This window comes from Peribacillus sp. NPDC058002 (genome assembly GCF_042886655.1).
Classification (GTDB): Bacteria; Bacillota; Bacilli; order Bacillales; family DSM-1321; genus Peribacillus; species Peribacillus aracenensis.
Genome location: NZ_JBHVQU010000002.1, coordinates 16,033 through 31,673, shown reverse-complemented (window position 1 = coordinate 31,673; position 15,641 = coordinate 16,033). Strand labels below are relative to the sequence as shown.

Here is a 15,641-nt window from a genome sequence, read left to right as displayed (position 1 = left end):
AGATAGAATGTTAAAAATCATCAGAAAAGGAGACATTGACAATGACCACTTCAAAAAAGAATTTGAGGACTTGCGAAAAGGGTCACAAATACTATAAATCCAGCGACTGTCCGACCTGCCCTGTATGTGAACAAGAACGCAAACCTGACACCGGATTTCTTTCGTTGCTTTCGGCACCAGCCAGACGCGCATTGGAAAACAATGGGGTAACCTCTTTACATCAGCTATCAACATATAGTGAAAAAGAGATTTTGAAGTTTCACGGTATGGGACCAGCTTCTTTACCTAAACTTAGGGATGCTCTGGAGACAGGTGGGTTATCATTCAAAGATTAACCACCTAGAATGTTTAATCATGCAGGAACGCCCTTTATGCCTGCTGGTTCCATACATTCAATTTCTTTCATCAAGTCATAGGGTCTTTATGTAAATAAGGGATCAGGAACATCTTTTTTATGGTCATCATCCTTGTTAAACTGATAGTAACTCTAAAAAGTGAGGTAACGAAAAATCATGAGTTCCTATACTCCCTATTATGAATTCAATCGAAAAAAGTGGGCATCTTTGCGAAACCATACCCCTCTTCCTTTAACTGAAGAAGAATTGGATAACTTAAAAGGAATTAATGAAGAAATATCCATTCAGGAAGTAGAAGAGGTCTACTTGCCCTTGACTCGTTTAATCAATTTATATGTTGAAGCATCTCAGCAGCTTAATACAGCCACTTCTTCCTTTCTAAAAACTGATGTTAAAAAAGTACCTTATATCATTGGAATTGCAGGGAGTGTTGCTGTAGGAAAGAGTACGACAGCAAGGTTACTTCAGACCTTATTATCTAGATGGGATAATCATAGAAACGTAGGTCTGGTCACTACCGACGGTTTTTTGTACCCCAATGATCTATTAGAAGAAAAAGGACTGATGAAAAGAAAAGGGTTTCCTGAAAGTTATGATACGCAAAAATTAATTAACCTAATCGGGGATGTAAAAGCAGGAAAAAATAAAGTGGAAGTTCCAATCTACTCACATTTGAAGTATGACATTTTGCCAAATGAAGTGCAGACTATCTGTAATCCGGATATTTTAATAGTGGAAGGTATTAATGTTCTTCAAGTTGATAAGGAAAATCAAGTATTCGTCAGTGACTTTTTTGATTTCTCACTTTATGTAGATGCAGACGCAAATGACATAGAGCGGTGGTATGTTGAAAGGTTCCTATTACTTCAAAAGACCGCGTTTCAAAGTCCCGAATCCTATTTTCATCGTTATATTGACTTGTCTAAAGAACAAGCCATTAAACAAGCGACCCAAATTTGGGAAGAAATTAATTTGAAAAATTTACATGAAAATATACTGCCGACAAAAGGACGGGCAAAACTCGTTTTAACAAAAGGCCCAGATCACAAAGCTGAAAATATCTATTTGCGAAAATGATAACTTAAATAATGTTTTCTTATAATAACAATAAAGGATAAAATTTCATTTATAAGGGACTATGCAATAAGTCTTAAAATTAGGAATATTTTCAATGACCGTACCTAATATTGGTTTAATTATCAGTAATTATTGGTATTGTTATAATATCTAATTATTGGGTGAAATTTATGATCCAAGTTAAAAAGGTAGTAGTTTGGCAATTTCAGGAAGGGCATTATTTTTTCGGGAAATGGTTACAGAAACTTCTAATTCCACTTCCGATATTGTCAATAAATGTGTATTTTCGTTACTTTTTCTGATGTGTCAATATTATTTCGCTAACAGTTTCTTCCTTCAATAAAGGGAAGTGGCTGAAGAAATCTTTTTCTTCGACTATCATGGCGGATAAGTTTAAGCTAATTTCTTCACAAAATCAATTTTCTAACAAAAAAAGTAATAGTAGAATATTTTAATCTATGAAATAATGATAATAGATTATGATATAGTTATAAGGAGACAGAAAAGGTGTGTTCCTAGTTCATGCCTGGCTTTTGGTTACACCTAAACAGGAGCGCCTACATCTTTTTTGCAAATATAGGGGATAAGGAAGGTTATAATGAGCAACATACAGAAACAAACAGACGTTATCTTAATTGGCGGCGGAGTCATGAGCGCGACTTTGGGATCATTACTGAAAGAGTTAGCACCGGAATGGGAAATCAAAGTATTTGAGAAGCTTGCAAACGCAGGAGAAGAAAGCTCTAACGAATGGAATAATGCGGGTACGGGACATTCTGCACTGTGCGAGCTTAACTATACATCCGAAAAATCTGACGGATCTATAGATATTAGCAAAGCAATTAAAATTAATGAACAGTTCCAAGTTTCATTGCAGTTTTGGTCGTATCTTGTAAACTGTAAGCTGATTGATAATCCGCAAGACTTTATCATGCCATTGCCTCATATGAGTATGGTACAAGGGGATAAAAATGTAGCGTTCTTAAAGAAACGTTTTGAAGCACTGTCAAAAAATCCTCTGTTCCAAGGTATGGAGTATTCCGATGACCCAGCAAAACTGATGGAATGGATTCCACTTATTATGCAAGACCGTCCATCGAATGATTCTATAGCGGCAACAAAAATTGATTACGGTACAGACGTTAACTTTGGTGCTTTAACACGCATGTTGTTTGACCATCTAAAGACTAAAAACGTCGATATCAAATATAAACATAGTGTTGATAATGTTAAACGTGCCAGCGATGGCTCATGGGAATTAAAAGTGCGTAATGTCGATACTGGCAGCGTAGAACGCCATAATGCTAAATTCGTCTTTATCGGAGGCGGGGGCGGAAGCTTGCATTTACTGCAAAAATCCGGTATTCCTGAAGGGAAACATATCGGCGGATTCCCAGTAAGCGGATACTTCATGGTATGTAATAATCCTGAAGTTGTTGAGCAGCATCATGGAAAAGTATACGGAAAGGCTAAAGTTGGCGCACCGCCAATGTCTGTTCCGCATCTTGATACACGTTTTATCGACAATAAAAAATCGTTGCTATTTGGACCATTTGCGGGCTTCTCACCGAAGTTCCTAAAAACAGGTTCAATGTTCGATTTAATAACTTCCGTAAAACCGAATAATGTTTTAACTATGTTGGCGGCAGGAGCAAAAGAAATGCCATTGACAAAATACCTGATCCAGCAGGTTATGTTATCGAAAGAACAGCGCATGGAAGAGTTACGGGAATTCATCCCGAACGCTAAGAGCGAGGATTGGGATTTAGTAGTAGCTGGCCAACGTGTACAAGTCATCAAGGATACTGCAGAAGGCGGCAAAGGTACACTTCAATTTGGTACGGAAGTTGTCAGTGCATCCGATGGCTCGATTGCAGCATTGCTAGGTGCATCTCCTGGTGCTTCAACTGCTGTTCACGTTATGCTTGAGGTAATTAATAAATGTTTCCCGCAACGTATGAAAGAGTGGGAACCGAAAATTAAAGAAATGATTCCTTCTTATGGAGAATCACTCATGCAAAATCCAGAGCTTCTGCACAATATTCAAACTTCAACTTCAGAGACTCTTGGTCTGAGCAAAAAAAAAGAGCTAGTTTATAGTTAATTTTTGGATGTGGAAGCAACGTTGAAATTAAAAACAACAGAACCTTTAATCGATCTTTGATTGAAGGTTCTTTTTTGTCTTGAAGCTTACTCAATTAATGGTGTCTATATTTTTTTATGCGAAATCTTTTGGGATGCATTAATTGCAACCCCTCAGTTTGTAGGCAAAAGGGTTCTATCTAAAGGTTAAAACTAAGTTGATTGGAGCGGGTGTTCGAGACTCATGCTTAGAAAAGCGCGTCTAGGGGAAATGCCCTTCGTTCCAATCAACGTCCAAATTGTACAAGCGCTTCTAATGTTTATCTGAATTTATTTGGGAAATGGTCTCTTTATCACAAATGACGAAAAGCTGTGCATCGTCAGGAATTCGTTCATCTAATTTTTGGTTTATGTTAAGATCACCGCGATCTGCTACCAGTGTGGCTCCTTTATTAAGAAGATCTATGAACGCATCACGATAGGTTCGCCATTCTTCTTGTTTAGAAATCTCATACATGGTTTCTTCATACTTTTTGCTCATAAGTTCAGAATACATATGGATGACTCCATGAGAAAATAATGACCGTACTGCGGCGTGGGAGATCATTTCTTGTGTAGGAATAAACTCATCCACCTGTACACGCTCGAATAAACGAATATGCTTTTGATTGATCACTTCGGCGGTGACATGAATGGATGTACTCGTTTTTTCCTCAATGGCCGTTATGGCAGTGGCGACCAATAATGTCTTTCCATCGACGAGTAACGGGTCTTTTGTAGCATAATTATCTTGTGTTATTTGGTCAGCAAAAATGATAACGCCTTTTGCTCTAGGCAGATTTGCACGGAATAATGTTTCTTCATCGGTAGCATCACCGCGAACATAAAACAGACGCTCCTCCAACATGGGGGCTTTTTCCAAGTTATCAATGATTACAATATCAATGGTTTCATCAGATTTAAAAATTTCTTGGAGTGCAGCTTTTGACTTATCACTCCATCCAATTAGAATGATATGATTTTTACCTGTATATTTCATTTTTCCACCAACTTTACGTTTTTCGATAAGATATACAGATTTAATGATTTTTCCAATGAAAAGACTAACAAGCCCGATACCCGTGATGTAAAGACCAATGGTGAATGCTTTTCCAAGGTCGGTGACCGGCGCATAGTCTCCAAAGCCAACCGTAGCAAGCGTTGTAAGAACCCAGTAAACTGAGGTTAAATATGACTCGAACGTCTGTGGCTCTATAGAATAAGCAACATACGCAGCAACCAATATGTATAAAATGGCAAATGGAATAAAGATTCTACCTCTTAATTTAATCAGGTAATATATTATTTTTTTTACCGTAATCCTCATCATACCCATCCTAGTTTTCAAGTCATCATCAATTAAATTTTATAATTCCCCAATTTAACAATTAATTAAACGTAAGTTTGTCATCCCTAATAAGAAATCCCCCTTTAGTTACATAAGAAAAAAACAAATCAATTAACATTTGAACGCTCATAAACTAGAATATGACCGCCCTCTAATGGTCTTGTTTTACAGGTATCGATGGCATGTCGGCTATTTTTAAAGTGAAGGTTTCCATATACTTTTTTGATTTTCATTCACTGAAATAATATTGGGGTAAACATCCATAAAAATTATTTAAAGAAAATAATGTATATTCTAAAAATTCATATTATAATACTTTATTCTTATGCTATATTATAGGGAGAATTATTTATTATCACGTATAATCTAAGAATTGGAGTGATTTGAATGAAGAAACTTGGTTTATTGAGTATGTTTTTTATTCTAACTATCTTTATCTCGGCTTGTGGAACCAATGAAGAAAAAAGTGCAGGTGAGGAAAAGGAACCTGAAAAGGTATATAAAATTGGTGTGGATACGACTTATCCTCCTTTTGAATTTAAAGAGGGGAACGAATATAAAGGTATTGATATAGAATTGATCAATGCAATCGCGAAAGACCAGGATTTTAAAATCAAATTGTCTCCGATGGATTTTGGCGGAATCATTCCGGCTATGCAAGCCAATCAGCTTGATGTGGCCATTGCGGGCATGAGCATTACAGAGGAAAGAAAAAAGGTAGTGGATTTCTCAACACCGTATTTTGATGCAGGATTAACAATAGTTGTTAAAAAAGATAATACAAGCACTAAAACTGTTAAAGACCTTAAAGGAAAAACCATTGCAGTCAAAAAAGGGACAACAGGTGCTAAATATGCACAGGATAATGCTACGGAACTAGGAATTAAAGTAGTTCAATTCAATGATAGTCCAGCGATGTTCCAGGAAGTGGCCAACGGTAATGCGGATGCTCTTATAGAAGATTACCCGGTTATCTCCTATGCCATCGCCCAAAAAGATCTTGGGCTGAAAATCGTAGGTGACCGTTTGAATGGTGACCAATATGGAATTGCTGTATTGAAGGGGCAGAACAAGGATTTATTGAAGAAAATAAATGATGGTCTGGCCAATCTGAAAAAAGACGGCACGTATGATGAAATTATTAAAACGTATCTTGGTGAATAAACAATAGAGTAAAGCTCGGTAGGCGCGCTTATGGCGCGCTTTCTTTTTTAAAGGGGTGAAAGAAATGGATATAATTGTTGCGGCATTGCCAATTTTATTAAAAGGACTTCAGGTGACACTTTATATCTTTGTGATTGCCATTATCCTAGGTTTTTTGATTGGTTTACTGGTCGCTTTGCTGCGACTTGCCCCCATCAAGATCTTGAACTGGATTGCAAAGGTTTATGTGGATGCGATACGAGGGACACCGTTCATCGTGCAGTTGTTCTTTATCTATTTTGGTATGAATTCACTGAATTTGATTTCTTTGGACAGTACAACAGCTGGAATAATTACCGTTGCCATCAATGCAGGGGCATATTTTGCTGAAATAATAAGGGCGGGGATACAATCCATCGATAAAGGACAAACGGAAGCCGCAAGATCGATCGGGTTCACGGGTACTCAAACAATGAGGTATGTCGTGCTGCCGCAAGCCTTTAGAAGGATGCTGCCTACGATTACGAACCAATCGATCATCAGCTTGAAAGACACTTCGCTATTATCCGTCATTGGTATAGCCGATTTAACCCAGCAAGGTCAGATTCAAGCTTCGGCAACCTTTGAAGCATTCAAGATTTGGCTGGCCGTTGGTGTGATTTACTTTATCATCATCTATTTGTTAACCCTAATTGCTAATTTCATAGAAAGGAGGGTACAAGTTCGATGAGCATCATTACTGTAAAAAACCTGAGAAAATCATTTGGAACTGTCGAGGTTTTAAAAGATATTAATGCAGAAGTGCAGGAAAAGGAAGTAATTTGCGTAATAGGCCCTTCTGGATCTGGAAAGAGTACATTCCTGCGTTGCCTGAATCTCCTTGAGGAAGTTACGGGCGGTGAGGTGGTCATTAACGGACATGATATAACCGATCCTAAAAGGAAAATCAATATAAACAAAGTCCGGCAAGAAGTTGGAATGGTTTTTCAACATTTCAATTTATTTCCCCATAAAACCGTCCTTGAGAACATAACATTGGGCCCTATTAAAATTCGTGCCACCGAGAAAGCGGAAGCAGGAAGGTTGGCGCTTGAGTTATTGGATAAGGTTGGTCTTAAGGAAAAAGCAAATAGCTACCCAGGGGAACTTTCCGGCGGACAAAAACAGCGGGTCGCCATCGCAAGGGCATTGGCGATGAATCCGAAAATCATGCTATTTGATGAACCGACTTCGGCCCTTGACCCTGAAATGGTCGGCGATGTTTTGGAGGTAATGAAACAACTTGCCCAGGAAGGCATGACAATGGTCGTCGTTACGCATGAAATGGGCTTTGCCCGGGAAGTCGGGGACCGGGTCATATTCATGGATGGAGGGTATATCGTGGAAGAAAATGAGCCGAATGAATTATTCGGTAACCCTCAGCACGAAAGAACGAAAGCATTCTTGAGCAAAGTGCTTTAATGGGATGACCGTTAAAGACCATGGTACATCATGAATGAAATTGTGCATGAAGTGTGGGAAAGGAATGCGGGAAATGAGGGGCAACCCAAACGCATCAGCCTTTTCCTTATCTTTGTGCATGACTTTTTTGTTTTTTAGAGCAGGAGTCAGTCAGGCATGTTTATTAAATCATCGGGCAAGCATCAAAAAAAACCTATGCATTCGCCGCATGCATAGGTTTTTTTTTATTTACTTGGCACCGTAACTAATTAAGTTCGTCATGATTCGATATCCGCCTGGTACCTGGCTTTGAATTTGCCTATATAGGACAAGGTTGGTGTAGAGGTAGGTTCCTTTGCCGTATTTAGTCATGAGGATTCCGCCATCAAACGGTTCTTCATTTGGATCGGCCATGGAAATGAATGTTTCAAACCGTTCATCCCATTCCATTGGGAAATACAATCCTCTTTCTTGGACCCAATTGCTCCAGTCATCACTTGTTATTTTATTTGGATAGTTAAAGAGAGTAGATTCTGGTTTCAAGACGTTTACCTTGGCATTTTCATCGGTTACCCGCCAGCGAATGGAAGGATTCCCGAGGGTAAGGGGATATGGAGCTGTCTTCAGGGCATCCCATCCATCACCCGGTTTATGGTATTGAACGACGAGATGACCGCCGTTTTCCACATATTCAAGTAAGCGTGCGTTATTTGCCTTTAAATCTTCCCTTGATAGATAAGCACGGATGCCTGTAACGATCGTATCATATTGACTTAAATCACCTTTAGCTAAATCGGCTGCAGTTAACTTCGTAATGTTCAGGCCTGCATTGCTCAAATAATCTGCCACTTTATCGAATCCACTTTCAATGTACCCCACTTTTAATGAAGCTGGCTTCAAAAGCTCAAATGCAACGGTGTCGATAGCTGCTGGGTATTGGTAATAGAATGTTCCGATATGGTTATAGGAAATTTCCTGAATGGTCGAATCGAAGGTTTTCCCATTGACAGTAGCAGCTGCCTTAACCTGATATTCACCATTTTGGATTGCCTTAGGCGGTCTGAGAGTGAACTTCACTTGTTTTTCCTCTGATTTTTCATTAAATGATACTGTGGCATTTTGGGGATGAACTCCCCAATTTTCAGGAACTTTTAAAGCGACCTTAGCTGATGTTTTTCCTTCTGTGTAGTTTTTCAAGGTTACGGTCACTGGGACTTCTTCTTTTACATCTGCTGTATTTACGACTATATCTTCAGGAGATAGGGTAAGGCCAACGTCGGGAAGGACAGCGATCGTTCCGTCCAATTCTTCCTTGATGGCCGTTTTTGTGCTGCCGTATTTATATGAAATGCTTGTTGTAATGGTTGAGTGATCATAGGCATGGTAATAGGCTGCATCTTCTGGGACCTCGACCAGGTAGGTCATTGTCGCTGATTTATTTGGTGCCAGATTGACATCTTTAGCTTTTGTTTTGGTCTTCCAGCCTTTAGGCACGTTCAAAGCAGCAGTGACTTTTTTTAAAGTTTGTTTCCCTTTATTCTTCACGGTAACGGTAACATTCGTTCTTTGGCCTTTCGTAAGGATCTTTGAAGCCGCGTTAGCTTGAACTTCGAGTCCTGAAGAGACATAACTGACGTTTTGCAATTGCTCTTCTTTTAATAAGAGCTTATGAAGCAAGTCGTTCTTAATGGCAGGGCTTAGCTTTGCCTTTTTGACTTGCGCAGTAATTGAACGAACATTGGAGAGAGCATTTTGGGATGTTGAAAAAACACGTTTTTCATTTGGATAAGCCGCAATGACGGCGTCCAAATTCCGTTGCAGGTATTTAAATTCACCTTTCAATTTTGAGGCTTGGCGAGGGAGTTTTTCGGCCCATTCAGTAAAATTGTAAGGTACACCTGCAAAAAGGTCAGACTGTTTTTTTGTATCAACGGCGCTTTGCTTCAAATCCAGATGGATCTGGCGAGGTGCTGCAGGAATATCAGTACCCATGCCTTGGCTTTTATGCAGATAGCGTGATTGTTCTCCAAGCTGAGGGTAAGTCATATTGTAAATCGGGTCAAATTTACCAATTTCAATTGAAGTGGTTGCTTGATCTGCCGAGGAAACGGGTAAATATAACTTTTTCACCTGCCATACTGAGAGACCTTGTTTCAATTGTTGTGGAAACACGGTTGGGTCGGCGGCATCCTTAAAGGCACGTTCACTTAAGATTGTCATTGTTCGGTGATGTCCATGCTGGGTATCATCATTTTGAAAGGATGGCATCAATATATCCGGCTGATACGTCCGAATAAAGCGGATTAGCCTTTCATAGGTGAGTTCCTCACCCCACTTTTCCAATGTTTCCTCTGGTGTTTTAGAGAAACCGAAATCATAAATGGGATCTGAGGTAGTTTCACTTAAATGATAGGCCTTGACCCCGGTGATTTTTGCAGCTTCTATCATTTCCCTTGAACGGATGATCCCAAGAGCATTGTCCAGTTCATCCCCAATTTCATTTTGTCCTCCTTCACCACGGTTTGCAATCAGGCTGGATGTCTTAACCCCTAACCCTCTCGATAAATAAGCGAGAAAATCACTGCGTTCATCATCCGGATGTGCACCGCTGTTCAAGAATGTCACGGTTGTCTCGAGCGGCTTGACCGCATTCCATAACTCAACGTTGGTTTCCTCAGGATTTGCAGCTCTACCTCCAAGCGGCAATAAGGCAAGGACCAACAAAAGGGAAAGCAACGATAATAGAGCTTTTTTCATTATTCTTTTAACCCCCTTCAATTTTGTAAAACACCTAAAAAAATGTAGGTTAGTAATATTTTCTAACTAACCCAGACGAAAAAAACTTATCTAATAAATAACATTGATGGTTATAAATGTAAATGATGCGAAGTAACTATTAAAAATTAAACATTCTAAAAGTTCAGAAAAAACTTGTATGCTGGATTTTTTTAAGTTATATTTTTACTTAATTAGGAAGATTTACTAACTAAATGATGTAAGGCCGTGATGTGATGAGTTTTAAAAGATCAACCAGTCATCAGAAATATGTCAATAAAAAAAGAATCATTCAATGCATCCAGGAATGTTCGCCCATTTCAAGAGCTGAAATCGCCGTTAAGCTTCAGCTAAGTAAACCAACTGTTTCTCTGGCTGTGGATGAACTTATACAGGAGAAATGGGTATTCGAGAAAGGAATAGGAGAATCCTCTTCTCAAGGCGGGAGAAGGCCTATCCAGCTCTTTTTTAATGAAAAGGCTTCCTATATCATTGGGGTCGATATAGGCGGGACGAAAGTGAAAATCATTTTAAGTGATTTAAGCGGCAACATCCTTGCCGACACTAGCTTTTCAACTAACACCTATTTACAATCAGGGCTTCTTAAACAAATGGCGATTGAAACGGAACGGTTAATTGCAAAGAATCAGATTACGAAAGGCAGGGTATTGGGGATGGGAGTCGGGATTCCTGGTATAACGCAAACGGCAAGCGGATTGGTAATAGAGGCACCGAGTTTAGGCTGGGTACAATATCCGTTCATAGCCGAAGCGAAACGGTATTTTGATTTCCCCATATTTCTAGACAATGATGTAAACGCGGCTGCGCTAGGTGAACAATGGCTGGGCAATGCCCAAAATAAGCGGAATTTACTGTTCATTGCGGTTGGTACGGGGATAGGAAGCGGCATCATCTTGAATAACCAGTTATACAGAGGAGCTTCCAGTGCAGCTGGGGAAATGGGATATATGGTAACGGACAAAGAGGATATGAAGCGTGAATTCAAGCCGGTTTTCCATAGATACGGCTATTTGGAAAGTGTCGCAGGAGGAAAGTCGATTGGCAGTCATTATACAAGGGAGGTTCTCAAGGATCCTCAGCATTCTTTATTCGAACGGGCCAAATCTTCCGAACTATCGGGGGAGGATGCCTTTTTGTCAGCAAAAAAAGGAGACGCGACAGCCATTGCCGTCATAAATGAAGCCATCGAGCATTTGGCCTGCGGCATAGTCAATGCGGCCAGTTTACTAAATCCAGAGGTGATTATTTTAGGAGGTGGTGTTTTAAATTCATCTGAATACATTTTACCTAGAATTCGGGAAATCGTTGATCGGTATCTTCCTAGTTTAGTAGAAATGAAAACTTCACAACTGGGAGAAAACGCAGGAGTACTTGGAGCGGTTTCCCTTTTCTTAAGGGAACATGATGGCATTTTGAATTTTCGTGAAGAGGGGGAGTATTAATGAAAAATAAGAAAAAGTCGCTTGTTTCAGTAATGGTCTTATCGGCTGCACTATTGATTTCGGGATGTAACGGTGCAGATACGAAAACGAATTCGGAAGCTGGCGGTGCCAAGGGAAAAAAAGGTGAGCTGGAAGATAAGATCGTTGTTTATTCACCGCATGGCAAAGATATTTTATCAAAATTCGAAAAACAGTTCGAAGATGAGTATGGTATTGATGTTGAGTGGCTTGATATGGGGTCTCAGGAAATCCTTGACCGCGTTCGATCAGAGAAAAGCAATCCGCAGGCAGATGTTTGGTGGGGGGCACCTTCCACGAACTTCAATCAAGCAAAGAGTGATGGGCTGCTGGCTGCTTATAAGCCTAGCTATTCCGATAGTCTCGATGAAGGATTCCACGATCCGGAATGGTATTGGACGGGAACGAGCCAGACGCCGGAAGTCATCATGTATAACAGCAAAGAACTATCAAAAGACGAGGTGCCGAAAGATTGGGATGAGCTGCTTGATCCAAAGTGGAAAGACGAAATCATCATTCGCTATCCGTTAGCCTCCGGAACGATGAGGACAATCTTTTCTGCGATGATCTATCGTACGTATAAGGATACTAATGATCCAAAAGAAGGGTATGACTGGTTAAAGAAGCTCGACCAAAACACAAAGGAATATTCAGCAAACCCGGAAATGATGTATAACAAGGTGGCCAAAGGAGAGGGCTCACTTTCCGTTTGGGCAATGCCGGATGTTGTCATGCTTAAGGAAAATAAAAATTATCCGTTTGAATTTGTCATTCCAGAAAGCGGAACGCCAGTTTTGACAGAAGGTATCGCCATCGTTGAAGGTGCCAAGCACCCAAAAGCGGCAGAAGCCTTTTATGAGTTTGTGAATTCACCGGAAGCCGCAAAAATTCTAGCGGATGAATTTTACAGAATTCCGACCAGAAATGATGTGAAGGATTTACCTGAATGGATCACGGAAACAGAAATTAAAGCGATGGATATTGATTGGGATGCATTCGAAGAAAAAGGTGACGAGTGGATGAAATATTGGGACGAAAATATTAAAAGTGGAGATAAAGAAATTAAAGAATAAGGAAGTGTCGTTGGGATGGCGTCAATAAAAATAGAGAATGTCCAAAAAGCCTTCGGGAAAACGATAGCTGTCGACCATTTAAATCTGGAAATAAAAGAAGGGGAGTTTTTTACCTTTCTTGGTCCAAGTGGCTGCGGGAAAACGACAACGCTTCGGATGATTGCCGGTTTTTATTATCCGACAAAAGGTGTCGTCCGATTTGGCGACAAAGATATGACGCGTGTACCTCCGGAGAAAAGAAATACTGGCATGGTTTTTCAAAACTATGCCCTCTTTCCCCACATGACTGTTTTTGATAATGTAGCGTTTGGCTTGCGTGTAAGAAAAGTTTCTTCTGCTGACTTAAAGAGGAGAGTGCTGGATGCCCTCCAAAAGGTCAGGCTAGAGAGCTACTCGAATCGGCAAGTGAGCCAGTTAAGCGGAGGGCAGCAGCAGCGGGTGGCCCTTGCGAGAGCACTGGTCATTGAACCGGAAATATTACTGCTGGATGAGCCATTAAGTAATCTGGACGCCAAGCTTCGTGATGAAATGAGAGTGGAAATCTTAAGGCTGCAGCGTGATTATAAGATTACCACCATTTATGTCACACATGATCAGGCCGAGGCATTATCCATGAGTGATCGGATCGCTGTGTTCAATTATGGTGTATGTCACCAGGTCGGGACGCCGGCAGAAATTTATAATCAGCCGGCCAATGACTTTGTGGCGAGTTTTATAGGCGAGATTAATCTATTGCCCGTTCAGGTCGAAAACGTTCAACAAGAGAATATAGAGGTTGCGCTTAAAAATAGTGAACAACCGATTAAATTGAATGTAGAAAATCAAGCTTGGGAAGGAATTTCAATCGTACAGACTGATGCTGATCTTGCTGTTTCGATTCGTCCTGAAGCAATCAGAATTCTGGATGCAGCCGAAGAAGGAACGAATATCTTTAAAGGTAAAATAAATTCCGTCCAATTCTTTGGATCTGTTGTGAATGTCATGGTGGATGTTCAAGATGTGTTACTAAGGGTTGACGTATTCAACACTCAGGATTTTGGATACTTTCATCAAGGAAAGGAAGTGTATGTCCAGCTTCCTGAGAAACAGCTGCGTCTTATCCCTATCATAAGCGGTGATGCCCCATGATTAAAAATCGTGATAAGAGATTGACGATTTTGCTCCTTATACCAGTTGTTATGGTGCTCGTAGCGTATGTTCTCTACCCATCGTTGAGGACCTTTATCGAAAGTCTGCAAAAAGACGGAACGATATCCCTTGGAAATTATCAGGACTTCTTCGTGCAGGAATCGAAAACGAACCTAGAGGCGCTATGGAATTCCGTTTATATATCCTTATTGAGTGTATTGGTCAGTGCCTTGATTGGCATTCCGCTCGCATTTATCTTTAACCGTTATGATTTTCCCGGCAGAAGCTTCTTTTCATCGGCAGCGATTTTGCCGATTGTCCTTCCATCATTGGTAGGGGTCATGGCTTTTATGTTTTTATATGGAGAATCGGGATTGATTCCGAACGCCATCAAGGACCTGTTTGGTCTCGATAAAGTTCCATTTAAAATTGGCGGGGTTTCGGGAATCCTTATCGTGCATGCCTATACGATGTATGTCTATTTTTATATGACCGTATCCGCTGCAATCAATAAAATAGATCCATCACTTGAAGAAGCTGCTTATAACTTAGGAGCTAATAAATTCAAGGTTTTTTGGAAGGTGACATTTCCATTATTGACACCTGCCATCGTTGCCGCTGCTTTGCTTGTTTTCATGATATCAATGGCTTCATTCAGTGCCCCGTTTTTATTGGCTGGCGGATACAGGGTGTTGAGCCTGCAAATTTATTTTTCAAAAATAAATGGTGATATGGAAATTGCCGCTACTCAATCCGTCATTCTATCCATCGTTTCGATTTCATTTCTATTATTCATGCGTTGGTATCAGAATAGGAAAGATTATCGCATGGCTTCGAAAGGGATTGGGGCACACAGGAGCGAAGTGAAGAGCCCGATTATGAAATGGGTGATGGTCGTAACGGGCATCATTGGCGTAATTATTTTGCTATTACCGCACTTTACGATTCTTTTGCTTTCACTTGTGCCGGATGGAACCTGGACATTTCAAACGTATCCAACAGTATTTAATGTGGAAAATTACAGGCTTTTGTTTGAAGATCCTAATATCTTCAAACCGTTACGAAATAGCTTACTGATGGCGGTTATGGCAACGTTGGCAAATCTGGTGTTTGGGGTCATAGCGTCCTATGTGCTTGTCAAAAGGAAATTCGTCGGGAAAAGCTTTGTCGATATTCTGGTCATGATTCCTTGGGCGTTGCCTGCAACGGTCATAGGGATGAACTTGATATTCGCATTCAATGAACCTAGCGTTTTTTCTTTCGGTCAAATATTGGTAGGAACATTTTGGATTTTGCCTCTTGCCTATTTCGTCAGACATATTCCACTCGTTGTCCGCTCGACTAACGCCGTTCTGGAGCAGCTTGATGATTCGATTGAAGAAGCGGCCAGAAATTTGGGGGCAAAGTGGTTTTATACCTTCAGAAAGGTCATTTTTCCGATTATTATGCCTGGCGTTTTATCAGGGACATTATTGGCATTTATCGAATCTGTGGGGGAATTCCCGACCTCGGTCCTGTTGTACACTATTTCAAACAGGCCCATATCCATTGAAATCATGAATCAGCTTCGAATGTTCAATATGGGGCAGGCAGCTGCCTATGGGATGATTCAAATCACGCTGATTGTAATCGTTCTCTTTATCTCGAACAAGTTTTTTGGAATCAAAGCGGAAAAAGCTTTATAAATTTGGAGGTTTAA

General features: G+C 40.2%; 12 protein-coding genes. 10 read left to right on the top strand and 2 right to left on the bottom strand.

The window, feature by feature from the left end; all coding sequences use genetic code 11:
* The first annotated feature begins 41 nt into the window (after positions 1–41).
* From ACFVSH_RS00800 to ACFVSH_RS00790, 3 genes are all read left to right on the top strand, one after another.
* Positions 42–335 (top strand): RNA polymerase alpha subunit C-terminal domain-containing protein, encoded by a 294-nt coding sequence (locus tag ACFVSH_RS00800; RefSeq protein ID WP_076370928.1) that lies wholly within the window; start codon positions 42–44, stop codon positions 333–335.
* 177 nt (positions 336–512) lie between these two features.
* Positions 513–1,433, top strand: coding sequence for a type I pantothenate kinase (coaA, locus tag ACFVSH_RS00795; RefSeq protein ID WP_387601985.1), 921 nt, complete (start codon positions 513–515; stop codon positions 1,431–1,433).
* A 598-nt stretch (positions 1,434–2,031) separates the two neighbouring features.
* Positions 2,032–3,537, top strand: coding sequence for a malate:quinone oxidoreductase (locus tag ACFVSH_RS00790; RefSeq protein WP_387601988.1), 1,506 nt, complete (start codon positions 2,032–2,034; stop codon positions 3,535–3,537).
* Between the two features lie 291 nt (positions 3,538–3,828).
* On the opposite strand, the gene ACFVSH_RS00785 is transcribed toward ACFVSH_RS00790, so the two are convergent.
* On the bottom strand, positions 3,829–4,881 hold the full coding sequence (locus ACFVSH_RS00785; protein ID WP_387601990.1) for an ion channel: 1,053 nt from the start codon (positions 4,879–4,881) through the stop codon (positions 3,829–3,831).
* A gap of 408 nt (positions 4,882–5,289) precedes the next feature.
* Between ACFVSH_RS00785 and ACFVSH_RS00780 the strand changes: the two genes are divergently transcribed.
* From ACFVSH_RS00780 to ACFVSH_RS00770, 3 genes are all read left to right on the top strand, one after another.
* Positions 5,290–6,066 (top strand): transporter substrate-binding domain-containing protein, encoded by a 777-nt coding sequence (locus ACFVSH_RS00780; RefSeq protein WP_387601993.1) that lies wholly within the window; start codon positions 5,290–5,292, stop codon positions 6,064–6,066.
* A gap of 64 nt (positions 6,067–6,130) precedes the next feature.
* Positions 6,131–6,775, top strand: coding sequence for an amino acid ABC transporter permease (locus tag ACFVSH_RS00775; protein ID WP_387704370.1), 645 nt, complete (start codon positions 6,131–6,133; stop codon positions 6,773–6,775).
* Positions 6,772–7,506 (top strand): amino acid ABC transporter ATP-binding protein, encoded by a 735-nt coding sequence (locus tag ACFVSH_RS00770; RefSeq protein ID WP_311202579.1) that lies wholly within the window; start codon positions 6,772–6,774, stop codon positions 7,504–7,506. Before ACFVSH_RS00775 ends, ACFVSH_RS00770 begins: the two co-directional genes overlap by 4 nt.
* Before the next feature lie 228 nt (positions 7,507–7,734).
* On the opposite strand, the gene ACFVSH_RS00765 is transcribed toward ACFVSH_RS00770, so the two are convergent.
* Positions 7,735–10,242, bottom strand: coding sequence for an NEW3 domain-containing protein (locus ACFVSH_RS00765; RefSeq protein ID WP_387704369.1), 2,508 nt, complete (start codon positions 10,240–10,242; stop codon positions 7,735–7,737).
* 254 nt (positions 10,243–10,496) lie between these two features.
* On the opposite strand from ACFVSH_RS00765, the gene ACFVSH_RS00760 reads away from it, so the two are divergent.
* From ACFVSH_RS00760 to ACFVSH_RS00745, 4 genes are read left to right on the top strand one after another with little or no spacing between them, the layout of a single operon-like run.
* Positions 10,497–11,723, top strand: coding sequence for an ROK family transcriptional regulator (locus tag ACFVSH_RS00760; RefSeq protein ID WP_387601998.1), 1,227 nt, complete (start codon positions 10,497–10,499; stop codon positions 11,721–11,723).
* On the top strand, positions 11,723–12,814 hold the full coding sequence (locus ACFVSH_RS00755) for an extracellular solute-binding protein (protein ID WP_387704367.1): 1,092 nt from the start codon (positions 11,723–11,725) through the stop codon (positions 12,812–12,814). The genes ACFVSH_RS00760 and ACFVSH_RS00755 overlap by 1 nt, the downstream gene beginning before the upstream one ends.
* A 15-nt stretch (positions 12,815–12,829) precedes the next feature.
* Positions 12,830–13,942 (top strand): ABC transporter ATP-binding protein, encoded by a 1,113-nt coding sequence (locus ACFVSH_RS00750; protein WP_387602004.1) that lies wholly within the window; start codon positions 12,830–12,832, stop codon positions 13,940–13,942.
* Positions 13,939–15,627 (top strand): ABC transporter permease, encoded by a 1,689-nt coding sequence (locus tag ACFVSH_RS00745; protein WP_387704365.1) that lies wholly within the window; start codon positions 13,939–13,941, stop codon positions 15,625–15,627. Before ACFVSH_RS00750 ends, ACFVSH_RS00745 begins: the two co-directional genes overlap by 4 nt.
* The last annotated feature ends 14 nt before the right edge of the window (positions 15,628–15,641 follow it).